A 25,124-nucleotide genomic window follows, 5' to 3' on the forward strand; every position below is an offset into this window, starting at 1 on the left:
GTTGCCATTTGCCCCTGGTCGATGCGCGCATTCTGTCTGCTTCTACTTGAGTCGAGTCGAATGGTTGCTGTTGGAGATCGTTTAGCGACCATTCGACTCGATGATGGCGACCGGTGTTGTCGTATAGCGGGGCGGTCGCCGGCTACCGGTTCAGGCGGGGGAAAGGTTGTTCGGCCTCTAGGAGGTAGGCGAGTTCCAGGAGGGTGCGTTCGTTGCCGTGGGTGCCGGCTAGTTGGATGCCGATGGGGAGGCCGGTGGGGGTGAGGCCGGCGGGGAGGGTGATGGCGGGGGTGCCGGTGATGTTGTTGATGGGGGTGAAGGAGACGTAGGTGCGTAGGCGATCGAGGAGGTTGTCGAAGGGGACGGTGGGGCTGAGGTAGCCGAGTTCGGGGGTTTCGTGGCCGAGGGTGGGGAGGAGTACGGCGTCGTATGGGCCAAGGGCGCGTTGGTAAGTGGCGGCTGCGGCGCGTAGTCGGTACAGCATGACGGGGGCGCGCCAGGCGCTGCGGAGGAAGTAGCGGCGTAGGCCGAGGGTGAGGTCGTCCAGTCGGGCGGCGTCGAAGTGGCGGTCGGCGAGCTTGCCGGTGGAGGCGACGAAGGTGGCGAGCAGGCCCCAGTACTGGAGGAACGCCGTCTCGAGGGTGTCATCGAACGGCATGGGTACCTGTTCGACGTGGTGGCCGTGGGATTCCAGTGTGACAGCGACCTTTTCGACCGCGTCCCGGGTCGGGCCCGCGGGTACCGAACCGCCGATGTTCTCCAGCAGCAACGCAATACGGAGCGGCTTCGACCCCGGTCCCTCGACATGCCCGATCGGCGGCAGCGCGGGGTTGCTCCAATACTGTTCCGCCGCAGCGGTATACGCGGCGGTATCGCGTACCGTCCGGGTCAGTACGCCTTCGCTGACGATATTCACCGGCAACTTGCGGGTCAGCGCGGAATCGATGTGCCGCCCCCGGCTCGGCTTCAGCCCGACCAGCCCGGCGCAGGCCGCCGGAATGCGGATCGATCCGCCACCGTCGTTGCCGTGGGCGATCGGCACCACGCCGGACGCGACCAGCGCGGCGGTCCCGCCGGACGATCCGCCCACCGAATAGCCGGTGTGCCAAGGGTTTCGGGTCGGCCGCGCGAACGGCGGTTCGGTGGTCGCGTTGAACCCGAACTCGGGCAGCGTGCTCTTGCCGAGCACCGTCATTCCGGCACTGAGGAATTGGCGGGTATACGCGCCGTGCGCCCGCGCGGGTTTGGCCTGGAACGCCTGGGCGCCGTGGGTGGTCGGCATCCCGGCGATATCGGCGTTGTCCTTCATGAACGTCGGAACCCCGTACAACGCCCCGGTTCGCTCGGCGGGCAGCAGCGGCTTGTCGTAACTCTCGTACGCGACCGCCGCCAACTCCTCGACCGTGCGCGCTCGTTGCACCGCCGCCGCGGCGAGTTCGCGCGGACTTCGTTCCCCGCTGCGCACCAGCTCGGCCAGCGCGACCGCGTCGTGCTCGCCGAGCGCGTCGTCGGCGAAGGAGTGGATGCGGGTCTGAGCGTCAGCGGTCACCCTTCGAATCTAGCGACCCGGCGCGCGGCGGACCGTCTGTCCAGTGGTGGCCGTCACGCGCATACGGTGGAACGGCAACCAGGCTTGACGAATCGGAAGGAAGTCAATGGTCCCGTCGGTCTCCGACCCACTGCCGCCGCAAGGGCGCATCGGCGAATTGCTGTTCGCGCTGCCGCCTGCGGGCCGGCGCTGGAGTCCCGGCCTGCGGTCCGCGGCGGCGTTCGCGCTGCCCGCCGCGGTGGTCGTGGCCGCAGGGCATCCGGAGAAGGCCTTGTTCGTGCTGTTCGGTGCGTTCGCGGTGATGTACGGGGAGCGCCGGGCGTATCGCATGCGCGCCGGGGTGGTGCTCACCACCGGTCTTGCGCTGCTCGCGTCGTGCGGTGTCGGCGCGGTGCTCGGCCATGGACTCTCCGGTGGGCTCGGCGCTTCGCTGCTCACGGTGGCTATGCTGACGGTCGTCGCGGTGGTCGCCGTCTACGCCATCGATGCGTTGCGCCTGGGTCCGCCGGGCGCGTTGCTCTTCGTGATCGCCTGTGGCGGCGCGATGATGGCCGCGGAGGCGGGCATCTCGACGGCGGCGCTGTTGTCCTGCACGGCATTCGGCGTCGGTGCGTCGGTAGTGGCCTCGATGGCCGGCGTCCTGCGCGACCGCCGCAAGCCTGAGCGAGTCGCCGTGGAAGCCGCCATCGGCGCCGTCGACGCCTACCTGTCGGCGCGTGCCGCCGGCCGTCCCGCCATCGACCTGCGCCATCAAGCAGGCGGCGCGGTCGCGGAAGCCTGGGCCGCGGTGTACGACGCGGGATTGCCCACCAGAACGCCTGATTCAGACCTGCTGGCCACCTTGGTCGCCGCCCGCCGCCGCCTCGCCGGCCCGGCCTACGACGACACCAACGACCTGGTCGTCGACCCGCTGATCTCCTTCGTCCGCCCCGGCGTCTGGTTCCGCCTGCGCCGATCCCTCTCGTTCGACTCGCACGCCGCCATCAGCGCGTTCCGCGTCGGCATCGCCTGCCTGGTGGCCGGCGGCCTCAGCGCCCTGCTCGGCCAGGACCGCCCGCACTGGGCGGTGTTCACCGCGCTGATGGTGTTGCAGATCGGCCCGGACCGCGTCCGCGGCAAGGTGCGCGGCATCCACCGCTTCGTCGGCACGGTCGTCGGATTGGTGTTCTTCGGCGTGATCCACCAGCTCGCGTTCACCGGCTACGCCCTCATCGCCCTGGTCGCCGCGCTGCTGTTCTGCATGGAGCTGTTCGTGCCGCGCAACTACGCCCTTGCCGCGATCTTCATCACGCCGATCGCCTTGCTCGCGGTCGGCACCACACCCGGCGGCGCCGTCGCGCCGCTGATCCGAGATCGCTTCATCGAGACCGTGATCGGCGTCGGCGTCGCGGTGCTGGTCCCGCATCTCGTCGTCCCGCGCGCCCACCGCCACACCTTCCGCTGGATCGAAATCCGCGTCTGCGCCGTCGCCCGCGCGCTGCTGGAACTTTCGCGCACCGAACCCGCCGGCGCCCGCGCCGTCGCGCTGACCCAGCAACTGCAATTCGAACTGGTCGGCGTCGCCCGCACCGGAATCGACTCGGCCACCGAGGATCCGCGCTGGACCGCCGAGCATTGGCCCGCCCACGCCGCCACCGCGCACCTCGGCTACGACCTGCTCGCCGCCTACTGGGAGCTGCCACCCGGTGCGCTACTCACCGACCCGGACCGCTGGCACGCGGAATTCGACGCACTGACCGCCCTCCCCGACACCCGGTAGCGCGGTGCTTACTCCTGCTAGCGTTCGAGCATGCAGGACAGTGTGACAGTGCGAATGGCCGCGCCCGCCGACAAGATCTGGGAGTTGGTCAGCGATATCACGAACACGGGGCGATTCAGCCCGGAGACCTTCGCCGCCGAATGGCTCGGCGGGGCTACCGCGCCCGCGGTCGGGGTGAAGTTCCGCGGGCACGTCAACCGCAACGGCTGGGGCGTCAAGTACTGGACCGTGTGCCGGATCATCGCCTCGGATCCCGGCCGTGAATTCGCGTTCACGGTGCTCGGCCCCGGCGGCATGTCGATCAACACCTGGACCTACCGCTTCGAAACGGTCGAGGGCGGCACCGACGTCACCGAGTCGTTCCACCTGCACAGCAACCCCGTATTGCGGGTGTACTGGCTGCTGGCCGGGCGGGCCCGCACCAAGACGAACGTCGAGGGCATGCGGGAGACGTTGAACCGCATCAAGGCGTTCGTCGAGCAGTAGGTCAGTTCACGCAGGGGATCGTGCTGCCGATCGTCGTCGTGACCGGCTTGCCCGCATCGGGCGCGGGGTCGGCGGCGGTCGACGGCGTGGCCGGGGTGGTCGACGCGGTGGTCGGCGTGCTCGTGCTCGAGGCCAACTCGGTGGGCATGGTGAAGTCGCTGCCGAGGGTGACCTGGATGTGTCCCGCCGTGACGTTCGGCGAGGCCGTCGGCGTGAGTCCGCCGAGGGTCTCGGCCAGTTGGGTCGCGTCCGCCTCGGCGCCGGCGCCGTAGGTGACCTTGGTCGTGGTGAGGGTGCTGCCGAGGTTGCCGACCTCACCCTCGCGATAGCCGAGGTTGGTCAGCGCGGTGGACACCTTGCCCGCCATGCCGGTCGCGCTGCCCGCGTTCTGCACGTCGACCGTGCTGGTCGGCGGATGCGCCGGGGTGGTGCTCGGCGCTTGGACCCCGAACGCCGCCCGCACTTCCTTCTTGATCGCGGCCGGATCGATGATGTTCACGTCCTGGCCGTTGATGTTGTCGTAGCGCAACACCGGCAGCGTCCGGAACTCCACCGACATCGAGCCCGCCGCCCCCAGATTCTTGGCGAAATCGAGCAGGTCCCAGTTGTCCGACAGCACCACGTCCTGGTGCGCGACCTTCATCAGGTCGTTCAGCTTGCCGAAGTTGGTCAGCGTCCCGGAGTCCTTGAGCGACTTGGCGACCGAGGTGAGGTACGCCTGCTGCCGGTGTGTCCGGTCGAGGTCGCCGTTCTCCAGGTTGTGGCGCTGGCGGACGAATGCGAGGGCGTCGGAGCCGTTGAGGTGCTGCGGCCCGGCGGGGAACTTCGCGCCGGAGTAGTAGCTGTCGTCGACCGCCTTGTTCAGGCACACGTCGACGCCGCCCAACGCCTCGGCCAGGTGATAGAACCCGGCGAGGGCGACCTCGGCGAACCGGTCGATCGGCACGCCGGTCAGGTTGCGGACCGTGGACACGATGGACGCCCGGCCCGCCTCGCGACCCGCGCGTTCCAAGGTGACCTGATCCTTCTCGCCCTTGGCGATCAGCTTGGCCTCCGCGTCCGCCTTCTTCAGGCCGTACGACTCTTTGATCTTGACGTGGTCGTAACCGGGGATGCCGGAGACCGCGACGTAGTCGTCGCGCGGGATGGAGAACGCGACGATCTTCTGCATGTCCGCCGGTATGTGCAGCAGGATTAGCGAATTGGCGTTGTAGCCGCCGTCGTCGCTGTCGCCCGCGTGCAACTGGTCCAGGATCTCCTTCGACAGGTCGTTGCCGTTCTGATCCTTGCGCGAGTCCAGGCCGATCAAAAGGATGTTCAGGTCACCGCCGAGCGAGTGGGGCGCGTCGGCGCCGATCGCGTCCGAGCGGTTGAACCCGTTGTTGAAGTCGATCTTGGCTGACCAGGCGAACCCGGTGCCGGAGAGCACCGCGAGCGCGGTCACCGAGACGACGACCCGCACCCCGATCTTCGCCGCGCTGCGCAGCCGATGCGGTTTCGCCGCCGGACGCGGCGGTTTCGCGGCCACCCGCCGTGCTTTGGGCGCGGCTCGCCGATGCCGCGCCGGTCGCGCGGGCGGGTCGCTGACCCGGGCAAACTCGACTGTGTCGTCGTCGGCCATCGCCGCAGACTCTGTGCCCTGCTCTTTCCTCGGCACTCGCGCCACGGATCGTTCCTCGCCGTCTTGTTCCTCGTCCGACTCGTTCGAGAGTACGCACGCGCGCGTAATACCCGGATCATCGCTGGTTATGTAGCGGAAATCGAGGGCGCGGCAACTGGGGCTCTAGGCTCGAGATCATGTCTGCTCCCGTGCTTCTCGTGCTCGGCGCCGGTCCCGGCGTCGGATTGGCTGTCGCCCGACTCTTCGCCGACGACGGTTATGCGGTATTCCTCGCCTGCCGGCTGCCCTCGGAGGCCGAGCCGCTGGCCGAACAGTTACGCGGCGAGGGCTTCGACGCGGAGGGCGTCGGCGTCGATCTGTCCGATCCGGCCGACATCGCCCGCGTGGTGACCGCGGTGGGGGAGCAGCACGGCCGGATCGACGTGCTGCATTTCAACCCGAGCATGTTCCGGCAGTCCGATCCGTTGCAGCTGTCGGTGCCGGAGTTGATCGAGGACTTCACCATCGGCGCCGCCGCGCTGCTGCCCGCCGTCCAGACGGCGCTGCCGTTCTTCGCCGAGGGCGCGCGAGTACTGGTCACCGGGAGTGCGGCGGCGGACAAGCCGTGGAATCAGGCCGCGTCGCTCGGCGTGCAGAAGGCGGCGGTCCGCAACCTGGTCACCAGCTTGGATACCACCCTGGCGCCCAAGGGTTTTCGCGCCGTGGCGGTGCAGATCAACGGCGTGCTCGGTGAGGGGGCGTTCACCAGGGAGCGGGTCGCGCAGGCGTTGCACGCCGCCGCGATCCGGCCCCTCGACGAATGGACGCCGCACACCTCGTACGACGGTTAACGCGGCCGGATCGCGGCGTACTCGATCGGCATATGCGCAGGCCCGCGCAGGTTCACATGTTCGCGATAGACCGGCGGATCCGTGGGCAGGCGCGGCGCTTCGACGCGTTGCGCCAGCCGGGTGAGCGCGATCCGCGCCTCCAGCCGGGCGAGCGGCGCGCCGAGACAGAAGTGCGCGCCGAGTCCGAAGGCGAGGTGCCGGTTGTCGCGCGCCGGGTCGAAGCGGTCCGGGTCGGCGAACGCGGCGGGGTCGCGCTGCGCGGCCGCAACCAGCATCACCACCAGGTCGCCGCGTTCGACGGTGAGGTCGCCCACCGGCAGATCGTCGGCGGCGATGCGCGGAATCAACTGCACCGGCGGATCGAAGCGCAGCGTTTCCTCGACCACGCCTTGTGCCCGTTCGGGATTCGCGCGCAGCGCGGCGAGTTCGGCGGGGCGGCGCAGCAGCGCGAGGGTCGCGTTCGAGATCAGGTTGACCGTGGTCTCGTGCCCGGCGACGAGCAGCAGCGCGCAGGTGGAGATCAGCTCGTCGTGGGTGAGCATGTCCCCGGCGTCCTCCGCCGCGAGCAGCTGGGAGAGCAGGTCCGGTCCGGGATCGGCGCGGCGGCGTTCGGTCAGTCGCTCGAAGTAGAGGCTGAGTTCGGTTCCGGCGCGCTGCAATTCGGCCGGATCGACCTGATGCTCGGCGGCGTGCCGGGAGGTGGGATCCAGCGTGCGCGACAGCAGCGAGGACCAATGACTCAGCTGCGCTTCGTCTTCCAGCGGCACGCCGAGCAGTTCGCAGATGACGGTCACCGGCAGCGGATAGGCGAACTCGGCGACGGCATCGAATGTCCCTGCCGCCGAATGCTTGTCGAGGATGTCGTCGACGAGTTCGGTGATCCGCGGTTCGAGTTGCTGCACCACCCGCGGGGTGAACGCCTTCGACACCAGCCGTCGCAGCCGCGTGTGGTCCGGCGGATCGAGGAAGAGGAACGACGGCTTCGCCTGCTCCACCGTGGTTTTCGACGAGTCGTAGATCGGCATCGAGCTGAGTTGTAGCTTCCCGAGCGAGCGGTCGACGCTCACCCGCGGATCGCGCAGGATGGCCGTGCAGTCGGCGTGGCCGGGCACGATGACGACCGGCGCGGTGCCGATCCGGAACGGCCCGCGCTCGCGCAGCCGCGCGAACAGCGGATAGGGGTCCGGCCGCTCCGCGGGATCGAGCAACCGGATGTAATCGGCGATCGACTGATCTGACGTCATGGGACTCCCACCTCATCGGCCCGTGCCTTGCTGCGCTCGGCTGAGTAGTATTATTCCGATACCAACAGTAGGAATGCAATACCGATGACGAATGCGAAGATAACCGCATGACCATCCGACGCCCGGCCGATGATTCGGTGACCCGTGTCGTCGAGCTGCTCGGCGACCGGTGGAGCATCCTGGTCATCGCCGAGGCGTTCTTCGGCGTGCGCCGGTTCAGCGATTTCGCCCGCAATATCGGCATCACCAACCGCAACCTGCTGACCAGCCGCCTGCGCATGCTGATCGACGCGGGCATCTTCGCCCGCACCGACGAGGGCGGCGGCCGGGTCGATTACCACCTCACCGCCGCGGGCCGCGAGCTGTATCCGATCATCATCGCCATGTCGGCGTGGGGCGACCGCCACCTGGCCGATCCGGACGGACCGCCGCTGATCCTCGAACACCGCACGTGTGGTCACGCGATCACGCCGCTGCTGGTGTGCGAGCATTGCCGCACCGAGATCGACCCGCGCGACGTCGAGCCGCAGCCCGGTCCGGGCTTCCACGCGCCGCCCGCGACGGAGGCGGCCGGCTGACGATCAGGACAGGGCGAGTGCCGCCGCGGTGATCGCCTTGGCCGCCCGGTCCACGTCCGCGTCGGTCGTCCGCCAGTTGCTGAATGCGGCGCGGATCGCCGGTTGACCGTCGTAAACCGTTGGCGTCACGAAGGTTTCACCGGTCTCCGCGATCGCGTCGACCAGCGCGTCGACCCGCTCGGACGTCGGCCGGTCGGCGAGCGTGAAGCAGACGACGTTGAGCCGGACCGGAGCGACGAGCCGGAGCAGACCACTCGCGGTGAGCTGTTCGGCCAGGCTGTTTGCACTGGCGATATTGCGCTGCACGATGTCTCGGTGACCGTCGCGCCCATACGCGGTCAGCGAGAACCACGCGGTGAGCGCGCGCAACCGTCGTGAGTTCTCCGGGACCAGATGCCCGAAATCCGGTGTGTCACTGGGGGCGGTCAGATAGGCGGCGGAATTCAGGAAGACCCGCAATTGCAGATCCCGATGCCGGGTGAACTGCACCGCCGCGTCGTAGGGCACGTTCAACCACTTGTGCAGATCGACGCACACCGAATCCGCCTGGCCGAGACCATCGACCAGCGCGGCATGCTCCGGCGTCAGCGCCGCGAACGCACCGAACGCGCCGTCGACGTGCAGCCAGAACGGATACCGTTGCCGCAGTGCGGCAATCGCGCGCAGATCGTCGAAGTCGACGGTGTTCACCGTGCCCGCATTGGCGACCACGATCGCCGGCCGGCCATCCAGCGCTGCGAGGGCCTCGGCAAGCCGATCCACATCGATCGCCTCCCGTCCGGGCAGGGTCGGCACCAATCGCACACTGTCCCGGCCGATGCCGAGCATGGACAACGACTTCACGATGCTGGAATGCGGCGTTCCCGACAGCACCCGCACCGCCCCGAGCGCACCGACTCCGGCCTGCGCCACCGAAATCCCCAGCTGCTCACCGAGCCACTCCCGCGCGATCGCGAGGCCGACGAAGTTCGACATGGTCGCCCCGCTGACGAACGCACCGGTGTGCTCGTCCAGCCCGAACATCCGCCCGATCCAGCGCACCGTCTGGTGTTCCAGCTCGACCGCCGCGGAATCCTCGCCCGACATCGCGTTCTGATCGAGCACCCCGGTCAGCCAGTCGCCCGCGACCGACGCCGGCGTGGCGCCGCCGGTGACGAAGCCGAAGTAGCGCGGCCCCGCGCTCCCGGAGAACTGCGGCTCCCACCGCTCCCGGAACCGCGTGAGCGCCGCACGCAGGCCGACGCCGCGTTCCGGAAGCTCCTCGGCCCCCACCGCTTTCGGCGCCCGCGCGACCGGCCGAGTCTCGATGCCGGTCAGCATGTCGGTCGCCGACTCCCGCACCGCGTCCAGCAGTGCGGGTAGCTCGGCGAGGTCGTTGGCCAGGTTTTCGTCCACACCCCGACGCTACGAGTGACCCACCCGTTTTGTCCGGAGCCAGTCCGAAGACGCTGGCCTTGCTACTTCAGCGCGCTGCCGGCCTGCCACTGGTCCCACGGCAGGCCCCAGTCGCCGTTCTGCCAGACGTCGAGCGGCGCGCCACCGGTGTTGCGGACCTCGACCACATCGCCGGGCACGGCGAAGTCGTAGAACCACCGCGCGTTCTCCGGGCTCAGGTTCAGGCAGCCGTGCGAGGTGTTGGTGTTGCCCTGCGCCCACACCGTGGACGCCAGTTCGTGCAGGTAGATGCCGTCGGTGCTGATCCGGGTCGCCCAGTTGATGGTTTCCTTGTAGCCGAGCCGGGAGTTGACCGGCAGGCCGAAGGTGGAGGAGTCCATGATCACCGGGTTGGCCTTGCTCATCACCGTGTAGACGCCCGGCTGGGTCCAGAAGGTGATGGTCTTGCCGCCGACGTTCTCGCTGCCGCCCATGCCCATCGAGGTCGGCATGGAACGGATCATCTTGCCGTTCTCGAAGACCTGGACCTGCTTGTTGTTGTCGTCGGCGATGGAGACGTGCGAGGCGCCGATGGTGAACGACGCCTTGGTGTCCTCCTGGCCGTACAGGCCGCCGCCGAGGTCGACCGCGTAGATATTGGCCTCGACCGAGACCTTCGTGCCGGACGGGTAGTACTCCTTCGGCCGCCAGTGCACGTGCTGGTCGTCGAGCCAGTACCAGGAGCCCTCCACCTGCGGGGTCGTGGTGACCTTGAGCCGCTTCTCGGCGAGCGCGCGATCCGGGACGTCCTCGTCGAAGTGCGCGGCGATCACCGCGCCCACGCCGAAGGTGCCGCCGTCGAGCAGCCCGCCGCCGGTGGTCTCGAAGTAGACCTTGGTCTGGTTGTTCGGCGTCAGCGTGGAGAACGTCGAGGTCAGCGGGCCGCTACGGCCGGTGATGGTCAGCCCCTCGGCGGTGATCGTGTACGAGTGGCCGTAGCCGACCGGTTCGGTGGGCTTCCACGCCGTCTTGTCCGGCGTGAAGATGCCCTCGATGGGCTTGCCCTTCTCGTTGGTCATGGTGACCGAGGTCAGCACGCCGTCGCCCGCGGTCACCTGGACCGGGGTTTTCGGATCGACATCTTTCGCGCCCGACGCCGGGGTGATGGAGATGGCGGGAGGCGCGGGGTCGGCCGATCCCGGCTTCTTCGACTCCGACGCTGAACAACCGGCAACCACCAGTGCTGTTACCAGGATGACTATCCCGGCAACACTGGATCGGAAGCGGCGACTCGACATGATTTCTCCTGTGTTCGCCGTGCGCTTCCCGCTGCGCACCCTCGACTTACTATCCCGCTCAGCAGTTTACCGGCCCGCGAGAGTGTGCTTTCGCCGGTGGCGGCCCGTCAGTTGTCGGGGCCTGGTCGAAACCGGATCGCCAACTGCTGGGCGGCTTCGTCGCCGAGGACCAGTGGCGAGCGCCACAGCGGATCTACCGGATACTCGTTGACGGCTCATGTTTGCTCATGATTTGCTGACTCATCTTCGAGTGATCGCCCGGCACGATGGGAAGGCTTGTGATGATCAGCATGACAACCGCTCCGCAGGACCGGAGACGTATCGGCGCCCGGAGCAACGGATCCGTCGGACTACCCGACGCGGCTGTCGAACGCGCCGCGATCGAACGCTTCTACGAACTGCTCTTCCTTCAGGACCACGAGCAGATCCTGGACCTGGTCACCACCGATGTGCGGTTCCACGCGCCGTGGCAGCTGCCCGGTCTGCCGGACACCATCCAGGGCCGCGCGGAGCTGGGCGAGAGCATGCTCTGGTGGAGCACCGAGCTGTGGCAGCCGGGCAGCCTGTGCCGGATCGCCGTTCGCCCGTTCGCCGCGCCGCATTCCTGGTTCGCCAACATCGAGGGCGACTTCACCGCGCTGGAGAGTCAACGTCATTACCACGCAACATTTCTCAGCGAGATCCGGTTCCAGGATGGCCAGATCGCCGAGGTGCAGCAGCATCACAACACGTTGAACCAGGTCATCGCGCTGGGCGCGGACGTGCCCGGCATAAACGTGCCCGGCTATGGCGTTGCCGCGCACCGCGATTGCGCGACCGAGGTCGCCTGACGACTCACCGTGCGGCGGGATGCGGCGCGTTGATCCGGAACGAGTCGGCCGAGGCGTAATTCCAGTCCTCGAGCCAGGACTCGGGGGTGTCGGCGAGCAGTTGGCCAGGGGTGAGCCATTCGTAGAGTTCGGCGTAGGAGCGAACGGTGGTGGCGGAAACCCGTTTACGCAGCATATGCGGGGTGAGATCGGCCGGATGCTGGACGCCGAGGGTGGACATCAGCCCGACGGCCTGCTCGACGACCGCCTGGTGGTAGCGCTGGACCCGCAGGCTCTTGTCGGCCACGTCCAGCGCGCGGGCGCGCTTGGGGTCCTGTGTGGCCACGCCGACCGGGCACTTGTTGGTGTGGCAGACCATGGCCTGAATACAGCCGACCGCCATCATCATGGCCCGCGCGGAGTTGGTGAAGTCCGCGCCCTGGATCAGCCGGATGACGATATCGCTTGCGGTGGCGACCTTTCCGCTGGCGCCCAGCTTGATCCGGTCGCGCAACCCGGTGCCGACCAGCGCGTTGTGCACGGTCATCAACCCGTCGGTGAGCGGCAGGCCGACATGGTCCTCGTATTCCAGTGGCGCGGCGGCGGTTCCGCCCTCGGCGCCGTCGACGGTGATGAAGTCCGGCGTGATCCCCTCGGCCACCATCGCTTTGCAGAACGCGAGCACATCGATCCGGGAGCCGACGCAGAGCTTGAAGCCGACCGGTTTGCCGCCGGACAGTTCGCGCAGGCGCGCGATGAACTCGATCATCTCCCGCGGCGTCGAGAAGGCCGAATGCATCGGTGGGCTCACGCATTTCACGTGCGCGGGCACGCCGCGGAAGCCGGCGATCTCCGCGGTCACCTTCGCCGCGGGCAGCACGCCGCCGATGCCCGGTTTCGCACCTTGACTGAGCTTCAACGAGATTGCCTTCACCCGGTCGTCGGCGGCCTTGTCCGCGAACCGCGCCGGGTCGAATTCGCCTGCCTCGGTGCGGGCGCCGAAGTAGCCCGAGCCCAGCTCCCAGATCAGGTCGCCGCCGCCGTCGAGGTGATAGGAGGTGAGTCCGCCTTCGCCGGTGTCGTGCGCGAAACCACCAAGAGCCGCACCGCGATTCAAGGCGCGGATGGCGTTGGCGGACAGCGCGCCGAAGCTCATCGCCGAGACGTTCATCAGCGACATCGCGTAGGGCTTGGTGCAATCCGGCCCGCCGACCACGACCCGCGGCGGCTCCGCGGGTTCGGGCACCGGCGCGATGGAATGCACCAGATATTCGCTGCCGATCTCGTTGAGGTCGCGTTCGGTGCCGAAGGACTGCTCGCCGTGAATTCCCTTGGCGCGCTCGTAGATCGTCGAGCGGATCTCGCGGTCGTAGGGGCGGCCGTCGAAATTGCGCTCGACGAAGTACTGCTGGATCTCCGGCCGGATCTCCTCGAGCAGATAGCGCAGATGCCCGATCAGCGGATAGTTCCGCAGCAACGAGTGCTTGCGCTGGAGCAGGTCGTAGACGCCGAGCAGTAGCAGGGCGCCGAGCAGGACCAGCACGACCGACCAGGCCCAGCCGCCGATCACGGCGGCGAAGCCGACGATCAGCACCAGCGGAACCAGCGCGCCGAACAGGAAGAAACGCAGCATCGGCCATCCTTCTGAGCGAATGCGACCTGGGGTGGAACCCCACCCGACAGCGGAACCGATCCTACTGATCCTGGCCGCGCGAGCGGGCGACCGCGAGCAGGTCGAGTGGGTCGCGGCCGGCTGAATGGGCGGCATCGGGCCCGCAATGGCAGGCTCGGGGCATGGCGACGAAGCGGTTCATTGTGTACGGGGCGGGTGCGGTCGGCGGCAGCCTCGGCGGGCTGCTGCACCGGGCGGGACACGAGGTCGTGCTCATCGCGCGCGGGCCGCATCTGGACGCGATCCGGTCGAACGGCCTTCGCCTGGTGACCGGCGACGGTGCCGAGGCGTTGTCGATCGAGGCCGTGCCGAGTCCGGCCGAACTCGACAGCGCGCCCGGCGATGTGGTGCTGCTGGCGATGAAGAGCATGAATACCGAAGCGGCACTGCGGGACCTGGCGGCGGTGGTCGATCCGGCGACGCCGATCGTCTGCGTGCAGAACGGCGTCGCCAACGAACGCGCCGCATTGCGCCTGTTCCCGAACGTGTACGGCGTCTGCGTGATGTTCCCGAGCACACACCTGGAGCCGGGCGTCGTCGAGCCGTACGCGTGGCCGGTGCCCGCCATCCTCGACATCGGCCGATACCCCGCGGACGTGGACGAGACAGCGGAATCCATTGCGGCGGCGTTCCGTTCGGCGGGCTGCCATTCCGAGCCGCGGGCCGACGTCATGCGCTGGAAGTACCACAAGCTGCTGATGAACCTCGGCAACGCGATCGATGCGACGGTGCAGCCGGGCGACGGCGTCGCCGAGCTGCTCGAACTCGCCCAGGCCGAGGGGCGGAAAGTCCTTGACGCGGCGGGCATCCCGTTCGTCTCGTCGGCGGAAGACCAAGCGCGGCGCGGTGACATCTTGCAGGTCGACCGCGCGCGCCGGTCCGGCAGTTCGTCCTGGCAGAGCCTGGCCCGCGGCACCGGCACCATCGAAACCGACTACCTCAACGGCGAAATCGTGCTCCTCGGCCGCCTGCACGGCGTCCCGACCCCGGTGAACGAGCGCATCCATCGACTGGCCAACGCCTTCGCTCGGGAAGGCCGAGCGCCCGGCTCGCTCCCCGCGAACGACCTGCTCGCGGCGATCGGATAGCCCGTGCTGTGATAGAACTTGCCGTTAGTTCGGCCGAATGCGGCCGGTGTCGGCGGTCGAAGGAGGCGCGTTATGTCGATGATCACGGTTACCCGCGAGATCGCTGCCCCGCCGGAACGAGTCTGGTCGGTGATCACCGATCTCGACCGTACCGCCGAGGTCATCCGGGGTATCACCCAGCTCGAACGCGTTGCTGGCGGAACCGGCTTCGAGGTCGGCACCAGCTGGCGGGAGACCCGGGTCATGCTCGGCAAGTCCGCCACCGAGACGATGTCCGTGACGGCCATCGTGCCCGGCCAGTCCTACACCACGGAAGCCGATTCGCACGGCACCCACTACCGATCGATCTTCACGCTCACCGCCAAGGGCGACAACACCCTGCTGGCAATGGGTTTCGAAGGGAAACCGCACGGCAAGGTCGGCCGGGTGGCGGCGCTCATCGGCAAGCTGCTCGAGGGCCCGACCCGCCGGATGCTCCGCCGCGACCTCGACGACATCGCCGCCGCCGCGGAGCGCTGAGCGACTACTCGGCCGGCCGGATGTCGAGCAGCTGCTCGAAGAATCCGCCGATGTTGTTCGCGCGATCGACCAGGTGGATCTCCAGGATCCAATGGCAGATCCGGCCCTTGGGATCGAGGCGTCGCATCGGCGGGGTCGAGCCCGCCGCGACGTAGGAGGTCACCGCGGTGCCGGAGATCTGCTTGTGCGGGAACTCGCCCACCAGGTGCCCGGCGATCTTCGCGGTCAGCTCCCAGCCCTGCTCCTTCGCCTGCTCGCCGACCCAGGCGTAGAGCTGTTCGCCGGTGATGTCGGGCTGCGCCTCGAAGTAGGCCCGGCCCTGTTCCCAGAACGGTTCCAGTGCGTCGCGCAACTTCAGCTTGGCCGGATCGTCGCCGAGCACGTAGGTGCGGCCGAAGTCGGCCTCCCATTCGGCGAAGATCGGCCCGAAGTCCAGGAAGCAGATGTCGTCCGCGCCGATGACCCGGTCCGGCGGCTTCGCGTCGTACGGCTCGAGGGTGTTGATCCCCGATCGCACGATCCGCTTGTGCCAGAACCGCCGGGTGCCGAACATCTCGTCGGCGAGGTCGCGCACCTCGTCGCTGACCGCCGATTCGTACTTGCCTGGCGCGATGATCCCGCGCGCGATCACCTCGTCGAACAACGCGACCGCTTTTGCCTCCGCCGCCAGCAGCGCGGAAACCCGCTCGGCCTCGACCACATCCAGCGTCTCCATAACCCCGACACTAGATCATTTCGGGCGCATGACCAGTAGTCGCTCCGCACACGCGAGGACCCCGCGCGATCGTCGAATCATGAGCACGTTTCTTGCGTCGCGTGCGGCGCGGGCGGGAAGAATCGACGCATGCCAGTGTTGACCGACGACTTGGTCGCGGCCGAGCGGTTCACTCAGTCCGCGCAGCCGGAAATCGCCACCGGCGACGGGTTGCTGTTGCGACCGTGGACGGCAGATGACGCGCCCGCGGTATTCGAGGCATACAGCGATCCCGCGATTCAGCGCTGGCACGTCCGCAGCGCGGGCTCGGTTGCCGAGGTGTGTGACTGGCTCGAGCGGTGGGCGGAGACATGGAGTGCGGGCACCGCCGCCAACTGGGCGGTCGCCGACCTCGAGACCGGGCGGCTGGTCGGCCGCGCCGCGTTGAAGAACCTGGAGCTGGCCGGCGGTGTGGCCGAGGTCGCCTACTGGACTATGCCTGCCGCCCGCGGCCGAGCCGTAACGCCGCGTGCCGTCGTCGCGATGACGAACTGGGCGTTCGCGGTCGGGTTCCATCGACTCCAGCTCTCCCACTCGGTGGCGAACCGGCCGTCCTGCCGGGTGGCCGCCAAGCTGGGCTTCGCGCTGGAAGGGACCATGCGCAGCGCGGCGCTGCACGCCGACGGCTGGCACGACATGCATCTGCATGCCCGGATCGAGAGCGGGTATCCGGGCGGCATGAGTGGACCGGAGAAGGATCGGACGACGGCCGAAGTGCAACAGCAGGAGCCGGATTTCGCGGAAGAGCATTCGAAGCCGACGCACGCCGACGAGCATCCGCAGGGGGCCGAACTCGAAACCGACGAGTCGACCCCGGACGGGCACGGCGGAATGGACGCTTAGGCACCGGGTTTCGCGGCGGCGGTCGTGCACAGCGCCGCGGTGAGGACGGCGCGGATGTCCGCGTCCTGTGCCTCGCTCGCGCCGGGGTAGAGGTTGGCCATCACGGTGGCGCTGCGGCCGTCGGTCGTGGTCACGCCCATGGTCTGGAAGCCGGGGATGCCGCCGTCGTGCCCCCAGTACAGGCCACCGCAAGGCAGCGGTGTGCTCTGTAGACCCAGCCCGTAGGCGTCGTCGAACGAATTGCCGGTCGGCCGGGTCGTCATCATCGCCTGGAGTTCGGGTTGGCCCAGGAGGCGACCGTTCAGCAGGGCATCCAGGAACTGGTTCAAATCTGTTGCGCTGGAGATCATCCCGCCTGCCGCGCCCGCGACCGACGGATTGAACTCGGAGACATCCACCGGATCGGAGCTGCCCTTGCGGTAGTAGCCCCGTGGGTGATTGCCCTGGATGCTCGATTCGTCCCCGGGAACGAAGGTGTCGTGCAGGCCGAGCGGTCGGATGATGCGCTGGTCGATCGCCTCCGCGTACGGCCGGCCGGTGACCTTCTCGATGAGCAGGCCGGCCAGCAGGTAGTCGGTGTTGGAGTACGCCCAGCCGGTTCCCGGTGGGAACGACAGCGGCTGGGCCAGTGCGAGGTTCGCCAGTTCCAATGGATCATGGTGCGCGAGTGGATCTTTCAGTACCTGCTCGACGGACAGATAGTCCAGGTAATCGGGCAGCCCAGCGGTGTGCTGGAGCAACTGCCGCACCCTGACACCCTGCCCGCCATCGCGGATCAGGCCGGGCAGGTACTGCTCGACCGGCGCATCGAGGGCCACCCGATGCTCACCCGCGAGTTGCAGCACCACGGTGGCCACGAACATCTTGGCCATGCTGCCGATGCGGAACCGGCTGTCCGCCACCATCGGCGCCCGGGTTTCGAGGTTCGCGACACCGCTGGTCAGCACGGTCCGGCCGGTGGCGTCGCGCACCTCGATCAAGACGCCCGGTGCGCCGTCGGCAGTGGTCAACCGTTGCAGAATGTTTCGCACCTCGGCATAGCTCGGCGCGGCCGCGGTGTCCGGGTGATCCGCGGTCCCGCACGCGGACAGCGTCAGCGCGGCGGTGGCGCAAACAGCGCCGAGAATACCGATGTACCTGCGCATTTCGTCCTCCCACAGTTGGCAGGACTTATGCTAGGAAGCTCTGACCGGACGCACCTCACCCCGGAGAGCCAAACCGATACTCCGCCTTGCGATACCCAGGTACCGGACGCGGCCGAACCGGTGCTAGACGCGGCGGATGCGCGCCAGCCACGCGATGACGTCGATGGAATCACCCTCGGGGACGCCGAGGTCCGGATTCTGTTCGAGGGCCGCGGCGGTGACCCTGCCGCGATAGTGGGTGGACTGGATATCCTCCAATTCCCAACCGTCGGCGAATGATTCGCGAATCACCGAGTCACTGATCTGCGGCCCGAAACCGGGCCCGGCATCGGAGAGCGCCAGGATATTGACCAGCCCGCCCGGCTTGCAGAGCGCGTGCAGGCTGCGCACGTAGGCCGCCCGCGGCTCGGGTTCGGTCCCGAAGACGTGGAACAGCGCACTGTCCACGATCGTGTCGAAGGTCGGCGCATCCTCGCCGGCACCGAACGCGATCGCATCGGCGACCTCGAACCTCGCTCCCGGAACCCCTTGCGCGGCAGCGTTTCCGCGCGCGAACCCGACCGCGCTGGAGGAAAGATCGATACCGAGCACGTCGTATCCGAGCTTCGTCAGCAGAATCGTGTGCTCACCCGCACCGGAACCAGGATCGAGCACCCGCCCCCGTATCCAACCGTCGCGCTCCAACGCGACGATCGCAGGCTGCGGCTCACCGATCACCCACGGCGCAACATCGTTGTCATAAGCGGAATCCCAGAACTCAGCTGATCTCGTCATCCCCCGATCGTCCACCCTGAACCGAGGTTGAGGTCAACCACGCTGCACCTGGCTACCCTCCGCGAGCCATAGCGGCGAGCTCGACGGTTCGAGCTCGCCGCGGACGTGGATCAGGCGACGGCGACCAGGCGGGCGGCGTTTGCGGCCTCGTCGTCGGCGGCCTGGTTGGCGGCCAGTTCGGCTTCGACGCGATCGCGGTAGCGGGTGAGTTCGCGTTCGGCGTCGGCGGCGTCCCAGCCGAGGCGGGCGCCGATCAGCATGGCCACCTCGGGGGCGGCGAGCAGGCCGCGGTCCGAGGCCTCGATGGAGATGCGGGTGCGGCGGGTGAGCACGTCGTCGAGATGCAGTGCGCCCTCGTGGGTTACCGCGTAGACGATCTCGGCGGCGAGGTATTCCTCGGCGCCCGCGAGCGGCTGGGCCAGCGTGGGATCCTCGGCGATCAGCTCGAACAGGTCGTGCACGGCGGAGCCGTACCGGCCGAGCAGGTGCTCGACGGTCGCCGGCGACAGCCCGGCGCGCTGCGCGACGCTGTCCAGATCGGCGGCCATCTCCTGGTAGCCGACCGCACCGAGCAGCGGCAGCTTGTCGGTCACCGACGGCGCGACCGCGCGACCAAGACCCTGCACCGCGGCGTCCACCACGTCGGCGGCCATCACCCGGTAGGTGGTGTACTTGCCGCCGGCGATCACGAACAGACCCGGAACCGGTTCCGCCACAGCGTGTTCCCGCGACAGCTTCGCGGTATCACTGGACGCGCCGGACACCAGCGGCCGCAGCCCGGCGTAGGTGCCGACGATGTCGTCCCGGGTCAGCGGCTCACGCAGCACGGCGTTGACGTGATCGAGGATGTACTGCACGTCGGCGTTGCTCGCGGCCGGATGATCCTTGTCCAGCGACCAATCCGTGTCCGTGGTGCCGATGATCCAGTGCTGGTGCCACGGGATGACGAACAGCACGCTCTTCTCGGTGCGCATGATCAGCCCGGTGTCCAGGTCCAGCCGCTCGCGCGGCACCAGGATGTGCACGCCCTTGGAAGTGCGCACGTGGAACGGGAATTCGACGCCGGTCATCCGGTTCATCTCGTCGGTCCACACGCCGGTCGCGCTGATCACCCGGCGGGCGCGCACGGTGTACTCGCACCCGGTCTCCAGATCGGTGACGTGCGCCCCGACGACCCGGTCGCCGTCGCGCAGCAGCCCGGTCACCTTGGTGCGGGTCAGCACGGTCGCGCCGTGCTGGGCCGCGGTGCGGGCGATCGTCATGGTGTGCCGCGCGTCGTCGACCTGTGCGTCGAAGTAGCGGATGGCTCCGGTCATCGAGTCCTCGCGCAGCGCGGGCGCCAATTCCAGTGCGCGCGTGCGGGACAGGTGCCGGTGCATCGGCAGCGCCCGTGCCCCACCGATCGTGTCGTACAGGGCAACGCCCGCACCGATGTACGCGCGCTCCCACACCCGATGCTGCAGCGGCAGCAGGAACGACACCGGGCGCACCAGGTGCGGCGCCAGCTTGTTCAGCAGCAGGCCGCGTTCCTTCAAAGCCTCACGCACCAGCCAGAAGTCGAGCTGCTCGAGGTAGCGCAGCCCGCCGTGGATGAGCTTGCTGGAGCGGCTGGACGTGCCCGCCGCGAAGTCCCTGGCTTCCACCAGGGTGACGCTCAGCCCGCGTGAAGCGGCATCCAGTGCGGCGCCGGCGCCGACCACGCCGCCACCGATCACCAGCACATCGATCTCTTCGTCACCCAGGGCGTCGATTGCCTCGGCGCGGTAGGTGGGGTCTAGTCGTGCAGACATGAATCTCTCCTTGTTTCAGTGATATTCGCGTCGGCGACTCAGTCGTCTACGTCTATCCAGTCGAGGGTGCGCGACACGGCCTTCTGCCAGCGGGCATAGCCGCGTTCGCGCTGCTCCTCGGACCAGGTGGGGTTCCAGCGCTTGTCCTCGTGCCAGTTCTGCACGAGTTCGTCAGTGCTGCTCCAGAATCCGACCGCCAGCCCGGCCGCGTAGGCGGCGCCGAGCGCGGTGGTCTCGGCGACCACCGGCCGCGACACCGGCACGCCGAGGAAGTCGGCCTGGATCTGCATGCACAGCTCGTTGGCGGTGACGCCGCCGTCCACCCGCAGCACATCCAGCGGCACCCCGGAGTCGGCCTGCATTGCCTCGACGACGTCGCGGGTCTGGTAGCAAATGGATTCCAGCGTCGCCCGCGCCAGATGGGCGTTGGTGCTGAACCGGGACAGCCCGACGATCGCGCCACGCGCGTCGGAGCGCCAGTACGGCGCGAACAGGCCGGAGAACGCGGGCACGAAGTACACGCCCCCGTTGTCCTCGACCTGCCTGGCCAGCGATTCGCTTTGCGACGCACCGGAAATGATGCCCAGCTGATCGCGCAGCCACTGCACCGCCGAGCCGGTCACCGCGATCGAACCTTCCAGCGCGTACACCGGCTTGGCGTCGCCGAGCTGATAGGCGACCGTGGTGAGCAGCCCGTGCTGCGACCGCACGATCTCCTCACCGGTGTTGAGCAGCAAGAAGTTTCCGGTGCCGTAGGTGTTCTTCGCCTCGCCGGGCCGGAAGCACACCTGCCCGACCGTGGCCGCCTGCTGATCGCCGAGCACGCCCGAGAGCGGCACCTCACCGCCGAAAGGCCCGTCGGCCCTGGTCTTTCCGAACAGCTCCGGGTTCGACGACGGCGCGATGGCCGGCAGCATGGACCGCGGAATGCCGAAGATGGACAACAGTTCGTCGTCCCAGTCCAGCGTCTCCAGATCCATCAGCATGGTGCGGCTGGCGTTGGTCGGGTCGGTGACGTGCACCCCGCCGTCCACGCCGCCGGTCAGGTTCCACAGCAGCCAGCTGTCGGTGGTGCCGAAGATCGCCTCGCCGCGCTCGGCCGCCTCCGCGACGCCGGCCACGTTGTCCAGGATCCAGCGCAGCTTGCCGCCGGAAAAGTAAGTGGCCGGGGGCAATCCGGCCTTGTGCCGGATGGTGTCGCCGTGGCCGGCGCGCTCCAGTTCGGCGGCGATGCGGTCGGTGCGGGTGTCCTGCCAGACGATGGCGTTGCAGTAGGGGCGTCCGGTGTTGCGGTTCCACACCACCGTGGTTTCGCGCTGGTTGGTGACGCCGACCGCGGCCAGGTCACTCGCCTGGAGATCGGCCTTGGTGAGGGTGCTCTGGATGACCGCGCGGGTGCGCTCCCAGATCTCGGTCGGATCGTGCTCCACCCAGCCCGCCTGCGGCAGGATCTGCTGATGCTCGAGCTGGTGGCGGGCGACCTCGTTGCCGCTGTGATCGAACACCATGAAGCGCGTGCTGGTGGTGCCCTGGTCGATGGCGCCGACGTACTGGCTCATCGTGGTCCTTTCGAAGAAAACTATTGAGAGAGAATGAGATTCAGAAAAGGACCTGTGCGGCCAACCCGGCCAGCACGCCGCCGAGCAGGGGACCGGCGATCGGCACCCAGGCGTATCCCCAGTCGGAGTTCTTGCCCGCGGGCACCTGCGCCGGGCCGGGATCGGCGAGCGGCTCGGCCGAGCGGGCGCCGACGGTCGCGGGCTCCCGCACCGCCGTGGTCTTGTGCACCGGCAGCAGCGCGTGCGCCAAGCGCGGCCCGAGATCGCGGGCCGGGTTGATGGCGTAACCGGTTGGCCCGCCGAGCGAGGCGCCGATGCCGACGACCAGCAACGCTGCGGCGAGCGGGCCGAGCCCGGTCGCGGTGTGGCCCATGGCCAGCAGCACCAGGACGAGGGCGAAGGTGGCGACCACCTCGGTGGCGAAGTTCCAGGACAGGCCGCGGATCGCCGGACCGGTGGCGAACACGCCGAGCTTCTTCTCCGCGTCGGTCTCCTCGTCGAAGTGCCGCTTGTAGGCGACGTAGGCGAGATTCGCGCCGACGAACGCGCCGACCAGCTGGCCGAGGATATAAGCGAGGGTGGTGGCGACGGTGATCTCGACGCCGGGGGTGTACTCGTCCGCGCCGCTGAACAGCACGCCGATCGTGTACGCGGGATTGAGGTGGCCGCCCGTTTTATAGGCGACATATACGCCGGCGAGCACGCCGAGGCCCCACCCGAAATTGATCAGTAGCCAGCCGCCGTCGAATCCCTTGGATTTGGTCAGCAACACATTCGCGACTACGCCGACACCGAGTAGCACCAGCATTCCCGTGCCGAGTGCTTCACTCAGGAAGATCGAGCCGAAGTTCACCGTTGAGTCTCCGTTCGCCCTGCCGGCCGCGGTCGCGACCTTGCGGACCTCGACGTTACGACGGGATTCAAACGGGGCACATAGGACACGTTCGACAATGCTGAACGGTTGGGCTGGCTGTGGGTGACCGCTGCCGCTACTGTCGGGCGCCCGAGGGGGTCGACATGACGCACGTCACACCGGCGCGTCGGGTGTGTTGCTCTCCGTTTACTAGGTGTTCGACATTGTCGAACCGAGAGGTTAGGTTTCGGTTCATGCCCGGTCCGATCCAATCGATCGAACGAGCGGCGGCCATTCTGCGGCTGCTCGCCCGCGGCGCGGGCCGCCTCGGCGTCGGCGAGATCGCCGGCGCGCTCGACCTGGCCAAACCCACCGCGCACGGCATCCTGCGCACCTTGCAGGGCGTCGGGTTCGTCGAGCAGGATTCGGCCACCGGCAAGTACCAACTCGGCGCGGCGCTGCTGCATCTCGGCACCAGCTATCTGGATGCCAACGAGCTGCGTTCGCGCGCGATCAACTGGGCCGACGCGCTGGCCGCCCGCACCGGCGAGGCGGTCCGCATCGGCGCGCCGGTCGACGGCGCGGTAGTCGTCGTGCATCACGTATTCCGTCCGGACAACACCGAACAGGCCCTGGAGCTGGGCGAACTCTTACCCCCGCACGCGACCGCGCTCGGCAAGGTGCTGCTCGCCTTCGACGCGGAACTCGCGGCCGCCGTGCGCGGGAGCGACCTGCCCTCACTCACCCGCCGCACCATCGTCGACCGCGTCGCGCTCAATCGAGCCCTCGCCGCGGTCCGGCAGGCCGGCTGGGCGGGGGACACCGAGGAGTTCCGGCCGGGCGAGGCGGGCATCGCCGCGCCGATCCGGGCGCACGGCGGACTCGTGGTGGGCGCGATCGGCATCAGCGGACCGGTCGACCGGCTCTGCGACCCGCAATTACGGCACCGCCCCGCGTTGATCACCCTCGTGCGCGACGCCGCGCACGCGGTCTCGCGCGATCTCGGCGCCGGACACTGACCACACCGTTTCACCTCAGAAAGGACGCGGATGACGCAGCGGTTCGTGCTCGCCATCGATCAGGGCACCACCTCCACCAGGTGCATCCTGTTCGATCAGCGCGCACGCCTGGTCGCGGTCGCGCAGCGCGAGCATCAGCAGCATTATCCGCGGCCCGGCTGGGTCGAACAGGACGCGATGGAGATCTGGCGCAACGTCGACCGGATCGTGCCGCAGGCGCTGCGCGACGCCGGCATCACCGCCGATCAGATTGCGGCCCTTGGCATTGCGAATCAGCGCGAGACCACGGTGGTGTGGGATCGGCGCACCGGCACGCCGATCCGGCGAGCCATCGTCTGGCAGGACACCCGCAGCGAGGATCTGGTCCGCGAGTTCGAGGAAAAGCCTGGCGCGCAACATATCCGGGAGTTGTCCGGGTTGCCGCTGGCCACCTACTTCGCCGCGCCGCGGCTGCGCTGGCTGCTGGATAACATTGCGGGCCTGCGTGATCGGGCCGAACGCGGGGAGGTGCTGTTCGGCACCATGGAGACCTGGCTGATCTGGAACCTGACCGGCGGAGTGGACGGCGGCCTGCACCTCACCGATGTCACCAATGCCAGCCGCACGCTGCTGATGAACCTGGCCACGCTCGCCTGGGACGAGGAACTGCTGAGCTTCTTCGGCATCCCCGCGGCGATGCTGCCGCGCATCCAGCCCTCGACCGCGTCCTACGGCACCACTCGCCGCGTCGTGCCGGGCATCCCGATCGCCGCCGCGCTCGGCGATCAGCACGCCGCGCTGTTCGGCCAAACCTGTTTCGCGCGTGGGGAAACCAAGTGCACCTACGGCACCGGCGGCTTCCTCATGATGAACACCGGCCGCGAGCTGGTGCAGTCCTCGCACGGCCTGCTCACCACCATCGGCTATCAGATCGGCGACGAGCAGCCGGTGTACGCGCTGGAGGGCCCGATCGCGGTCACCGGCTCGCTGGTGCAGTGGGTGCGCGACAACATCGGCCTGGTCGCCAGCGCGCCGGAGATCGAAACCCTCGCGCGCACAGTGCAAGACAACGGCGGCTGCTACATCGTGCCCGCCTTCTCCGGGCTGTACGCGCCGCACTGGCGCAGCGACGCCCGCGGCCTCATCGTCGGCCTGACGTCGTATATCACCAAGGGCCACCTCGCCCGTGCGGTCCTGGAGGCCACCGCGTGGCAGACCCGTGAGGTGGTCGACGCCATGAACGCGGACTCCGGTTTACAGGCCCGCGCCCTGCGCGTCGACGGCGGCATGACCTCCGACAACCTGCTCATGCAGATCGTCGCCGACGTGCTCGACGTCCCCGTCATGCGCCCGTTCAACGCCGAAACAGTATCCCTCGGTGCGGCTTACGCGGCCGGCCTGGCGGTCGGCTACTGGCCCGACCTGGAGGGCCTGCGCAACAACTGGCGACTGGCCGCCCAGTGGCGTCCGCAGATGGACCCGGTGCACCGCGCGGACGAATACGAGAACTGGCAGCGCGCAGTGCAATTGACCTTCGGCTGGAAGCGTTCGAAGCGCCATCCGGCGGGCGCCTGACGCCGA

The 25,124-nt window shown here is 68.4% G+C and carries 22 protein-coding genes; 10 read left to right on the forward strand and 12 right to left on the reverse strand.

Annotated elements, in window-relative coordinates; translation table 11 throughout:
* Positions 1-142: 142 nt before the first annotated feature.
* A complete protein-coding gene (locus tag AB0M22_RS37145) occupies positions 143-1,549 on the reverse strand; it encodes an amidase (RefSeq protein WP_364736917.1) in 1,407 nt (468 codons plus the stop codon).
* Between the two features lie 106 nt (positions 1,550-1,655).
* On the opposite strand from AB0M22_RS37145, the gene AB0M22_RS37150 reads away from it, so the two are divergent.
* Complete coding sequence (locus tag AB0M22_RS37150; RefSeq protein ID WP_364736918.1) at positions 1,656-3,308, forward strand: FUSC family protein; 1,653 nt, start codon at positions 1,656-1,658, stop codon at positions 3,306-3,308.
* 30 nt (positions 3,309-3,338) lie between these two features.
* Entirely contained in the window at positions 3,339-3,794 is a 456-nt protein-coding gene (locus AB0M22_RS37155) for an SRPBCC family protein (RefSeq protein ID WP_364736920.1), read from the forward strand.
* 1 nt (position 3,795) lies between these two features.
* On the opposite strand, the gene AB0M22_RS37160 is transcribed toward AB0M22_RS37155, so the two are convergent.
* Complete coding sequence (locus AB0M22_RS37160) at positions 3,796-5,415, reverse strand: LCP family protein (protein WP_364736921.1); 1,620 nt, start codon at positions 5,413-5,415, stop codon at positions 3,796-3,798.
* Between the two features lie 176 nt (positions 5,416-5,591).
* On the opposite strand from AB0M22_RS37160, the gene AB0M22_RS37165 reads away from it, so the two are divergent.
* Positions 5,592-6,245 carry an SDR family NAD(P)-dependent oxidoreductase gene (locus AB0M22_RS37165; protein ID WP_364736923.1) on the forward strand — a complete coding sequence of 218 codons (654 nt, stop codon included), beginning with the start codon at positions 5,592-5,594 and terminating at the stop codon, positions 6,243-6,245.
* Here the strand turns inward: AB0M22_RS37165 and AB0M22_RS37170 are convergent.
* On the reverse strand, positions 6,242-7,489 hold the full coding sequence (locus tag AB0M22_RS37170) for a cytochrome P450 (RefSeq protein WP_364736925.1): 1,248 nt from the start codon (positions 7,487-7,489) through the stop codon (positions 6,242-6,244). The genes AB0M22_RS37165 and AB0M22_RS37170 overlap by 4 nt on opposite strands.
* A gap of 107 nt (positions 7,490-7,596) precedes the next feature.
* Between AB0M22_RS37170 and AB0M22_RS37175 the strand changes: the two genes are divergently transcribed.
* A complete protein-coding gene (locus AB0M22_RS37175) occupies positions 7,597-8,067 on the forward strand; it encodes a helix-turn-helix domain-containing protein (RefSeq protein WP_364736927.1) in 471 nt (156 codons plus the stop codon).
* Positions 8,068-8,070: 3 nt separating this feature from the next.
* Here AB0M22_RS37175 and AB0M22_RS37180 read toward each other — a convergent pair whose 3' ends face one another.
* Together AB0M22_RS37180 and AB0M22_RS37185 are read right to left on the reverse strand one after the other, a co-directional pair.
* Entirely contained in the window at positions 8,071-9,462 is a 1,392-nt protein-coding gene (locus AB0M22_RS37180; RefSeq protein WP_364736929.1) for a pyridoxal-dependent decarboxylase, read from the reverse strand.
* 62 nt (positions 9,463-9,524) lie between these two features.
* Complete coding sequence (locus tag AB0M22_RS37185) at positions 9,525-10,739, reverse strand: Ig-like domain-containing protein (RefSeq protein ID WP_364736931.1); 1,215 nt, start codon at positions 10,737-10,739, stop codon at positions 9,525-9,527.
* A gap of 290 nt (positions 10,740-11,029) precedes the next feature.
* Between AB0M22_RS37185 and AB0M22_RS37190 the strand changes: the two genes are divergently transcribed.
* On the forward strand, positions 11,030-11,569 hold the full coding sequence (locus AB0M22_RS37190) for a nuclear transport factor 2 family protein (protein ID WP_364736933.1): 540 nt from the start codon (positions 11,030-11,032) through the stop codon (positions 11,567-11,569).
* 4 nt (positions 11,570-11,573) lie between these two features.
* Here AB0M22_RS37190 and AB0M22_RS37195 read toward each other — a convergent pair whose 3' ends face one another.
* A complete protein-coding gene (locus AB0M22_RS37195) occupies positions 11,574-13,181 on the reverse strand; it encodes an FMN-binding glutamate synthase family protein (protein ID WP_364736935.1) in 1,608 nt (535 codons plus the stop codon).
* A 161-nt stretch (positions 13,182-13,342) separates the two neighbouring features.
* Here AB0M22_RS37195 and AB0M22_RS37200 point away from each other — a divergent pair, with 161 nt between their 5' ends.
* Both AB0M22_RS37200 and AB0M22_RS37205 read left to right on the forward strand, forming a co-directional pair.
* The gene (locus AB0M22_RS37200) at positions 13,343-14,308 is read left to right on the forward strand and encodes a ketopantoate reductase family protein (RefSeq protein ID WP_364736938.1); all 966 of its coding nucleotides are present in this window, start codon (positions 13,343-13,345) and stop codon (positions 14,306-14,308) included.
* Positions 14,309-14,380: 72 nt separating this feature from the next.
* Positions 14,381-14,827, forward strand: a complete 447-nt coding sequence (locus tag AB0M22_RS37205) for an SRPBCC family protein (RefSeq protein ID WP_364736940.1) — start codon at positions 14,381-14,383, stop codon at positions 14,825-14,827.
* 4 nt (positions 14,828-14,831) lie between these two features.
* On the opposite strand, the gene AB0M22_RS37210 is transcribed toward AB0M22_RS37205, so the two are convergent.
* On the reverse strand, positions 14,832-15,542 hold the full coding sequence (locus tag AB0M22_RS37210) for a M24 family metallopeptidase (protein ID WP_364736942.1): 711 nt from the start codon (positions 15,540-15,542) through the stop codon (positions 14,832-14,834).
* A gap of 129 nt (positions 15,543-15,671) precedes the next feature.
* On the opposite strand from AB0M22_RS37210, the gene AB0M22_RS37215 reads away from it, so the two are divergent.
* Positions 15,672-16,424 carry a GNAT family N-acetyltransferase gene (locus AB0M22_RS37215; protein WP_364736944.1) on the forward strand — a complete coding sequence of 251 codons (753 nt, stop codon included), beginning with the start codon at positions 15,672-15,674 and terminating at the stop codon, positions 16,422-16,424.
* On the opposite strand, the gene AB0M22_RS37220 is transcribed toward AB0M22_RS37215, so the two are convergent.
* The 5 genes from AB0M22_RS37220 to AB0M22_RS37240 form a co-directional block, all read right to left on the reverse strand.
* Positions 16,421-17,569 carry a serine hydrolase domain-containing protein gene (locus AB0M22_RS37220; protein WP_364736946.1) on the reverse strand — a complete coding sequence of 383 codons (1,149 nt, stop codon included), beginning with the start codon at positions 17,567-17,569 and terminating at the stop codon, positions 16,421-16,423. The genes AB0M22_RS37215 and AB0M22_RS37220 overlap by 4 nt on opposite strands.
* A 123-nt stretch (positions 17,570-17,692) precedes the next feature.
* Positions 17,693-18,343: a class I SAM-dependent methyltransferase gene (locus AB0M22_RS37225; RefSeq protein ID WP_364736948.1), complete on the reverse strand. Its 651-nt coding sequence runs from the start codon at positions 18,341-18,343 to the stop codon at positions 17,693-17,695.
* A 110-nt stretch (positions 18,344-18,453) separates the two neighbouring features.
* Positions 18,454-20,133: a glycerol-3-phosphate dehydrogenase gene (gene glpD, locus AB0M22_RS37230; RefSeq protein ID WP_364736950.1), complete on the reverse strand. Its 1,680-nt coding sequence runs from the start codon at positions 20,131-20,133 to the stop codon at positions 18,454-18,456.
* A 38-nt stretch (positions 20,134-20,171) separates the two neighbouring features.
* Positions 20,172-21,692, reverse strand: a complete 1,521-nt coding sequence (gene glpK / locus AB0M22_RS37235; protein WP_364736951.1) for a glycerol kinase GlpK — start codon at positions 21,690-21,692, stop codon at positions 20,172-20,174.
* 40 nt (positions 21,693-21,732) lie between these two features.
* On the reverse strand, positions 21,733-22,545 hold the full coding sequence (locus tag AB0M22_RS37240; protein ID WP_364736953.1) for an MIP/aquaporin family protein: 813 nt from the start codon (positions 22,543-22,545) through the stop codon (positions 21,733-21,735).
* A 254-nt stretch (positions 22,546-22,799) separates the two neighbouring features.
* On the opposite strand from AB0M22_RS37240, the gene AB0M22_RS37245 reads away from it, so the two are divergent.
* Positions 22,800-23,564: an IclR family transcriptional regulator gene (locus AB0M22_RS37245; protein ID WP_364736955.1), complete on the forward strand. Its 765-nt coding sequence runs from the start codon at positions 22,800-22,802 to the stop codon at positions 23,562-23,564.
* Positions 23,565-23,594: 30 nt separating this feature from the next.
* Entirely contained in the window at positions 23,595-25,118 is a 1,524-nt protein-coding gene (glpK, locus tag AB0M22_RS37250) for a glycerol kinase GlpK (RefSeq protein WP_364736957.1), read from the forward strand.
* The last annotated feature ends 6 nt before the right edge of the window (positions 25,119-25,124 follow it).

The organism is Nocardia sp. NPDC051756, assembly GCF_040681495.1.
GTDB lineage: Bacteria > Actinomycetota > Actinomycetes > Mycobacteriales > Mycobacteriaceae > Nocardia.

Coding starts and splice junctions, on each gene's coding strand:
- AB0M22_RS37205 (WP_364736940.1), top strand. CDS start 14,381: ATGTCGATGATCACGGTTACCCGCGAGATCGCTGCCCCGCCGGAACGA.
- AB0M22_RS37200 (WP_364736938.1), top strand. CDS start 13,343: ATGGCGACGAAGCGGTTCATTGTGTACGGGGCGGGTGCGGTCGGCGGC.
- AB0M22_RS37215 (WP_364736944.1), top strand. CDS start 15,672: ATGCCAGTGTTGACCGACGACTTGGTCGCGGCCGAGCGGTTCACTCAG.
- AB0M22_RS37190 (WP_364736933.1), top strand. CDS start 11,030: ATGACAACCGCTCCGCAGGACCGGAGACGTATCGGCGCCCGGAGCAAC.
- AB0M22_RS37245 (WP_364736955.1), top strand. CDS start 22,800: ATGCCCGGTCCGATCCAATCGATCGAACGAGCGGCGGCCATTCTGCGG.
- AB0M22_RS37155 (WP_364736920.1), top strand. CDS start 3,339: ATGCAGGACAGTGTGACAGTGCGAATGGCCGCGCCCGCCGACAAGATC.
- AB0M22_RS37175 (WP_364736927.1), top strand. CDS start 7,597: ATGACCATCCGACGCCCGGCCGATGATTCGGTGACCCGTGTCGTCGAG.
- glpD (WP_364736950.1), bottom strand. CDS start 20,133: ATGTCTGCACGACTAGACCCCACCTACCGCGCCGAGGCAATCGACGCC.
- glpK (WP_364736951.1), bottom strand. CDS start 21,692: ATGAGCCAGTACGTCGGCGCCATCGACCAGGGCACCACCAGCACGCGC.
- AB0M22_RS37170 (WP_364736925.1), bottom strand. CDS start 7,489: ATGACGTCAGATCAGTCGATCGCCGATTACATCCGGTTGCTCGATCCC.
- AB0M22_RS37225 (WP_364736948.1), bottom strand. CDS start 18,343: ATGACGAGATCAGCTGAGTTCTGGGATTCCGCTTATGACAACGATGTT.
- AB0M22_RS37150 (WP_364736918.1), top strand. CDS start 1,656: ATGGTCCCGTCGGTCTCCGACCCACTGCCGCCGCAAGGGCGCATCGGC.
- AB0M22_RS37210 (WP_364736942.1), bottom strand. CDS start 15,542: ATGGAGACGCTGGATGTGGTCGAGGCCGAGCGGGTTTCCGCGCTGCTG.
- AB0M22_RS37165 (WP_364736923.1), top strand. CDS start 5,592: ATGTCTGCTCCCGTGCTTCTCGTGCTCGGCGCCGGTCCCGGCGTCGGA.
- AB0M22_RS37220 (WP_364736946.1), bottom strand. CDS start 17,569: ATGCGCAGGTACATCGGTATTCTCGGCGCTGTTTGCGCCACCGCCGCG.
- AB0M22_RS37185 (WP_364736931.1), bottom strand. CDS start 10,739: ATGTCGAGTCGCCGCTTCCGATCCAGTGTTGCCGGGATAGTCATCCTG.
- AB0M22_RS37160 (WP_364736921.1), bottom strand. CDS start 5,415: ATGGCCGACGACGACACAGTCGAGTTTGCCCGGGTCAGCGACCCGCCC.
- AB0M22_RS37195 (WP_364736935.1), bottom strand. CDS start 13,181: ATGCTGCGTTTCTTCCTGTTCGGCGCGCTGGTTCCGCTGGTGCTGATC.
- glpK (WP_364736957.1), top strand. CDS start 23,595: ATGACGCAGCGGTTCGTGCTCGCCATCGATCAGGGCACCACCTCCACC.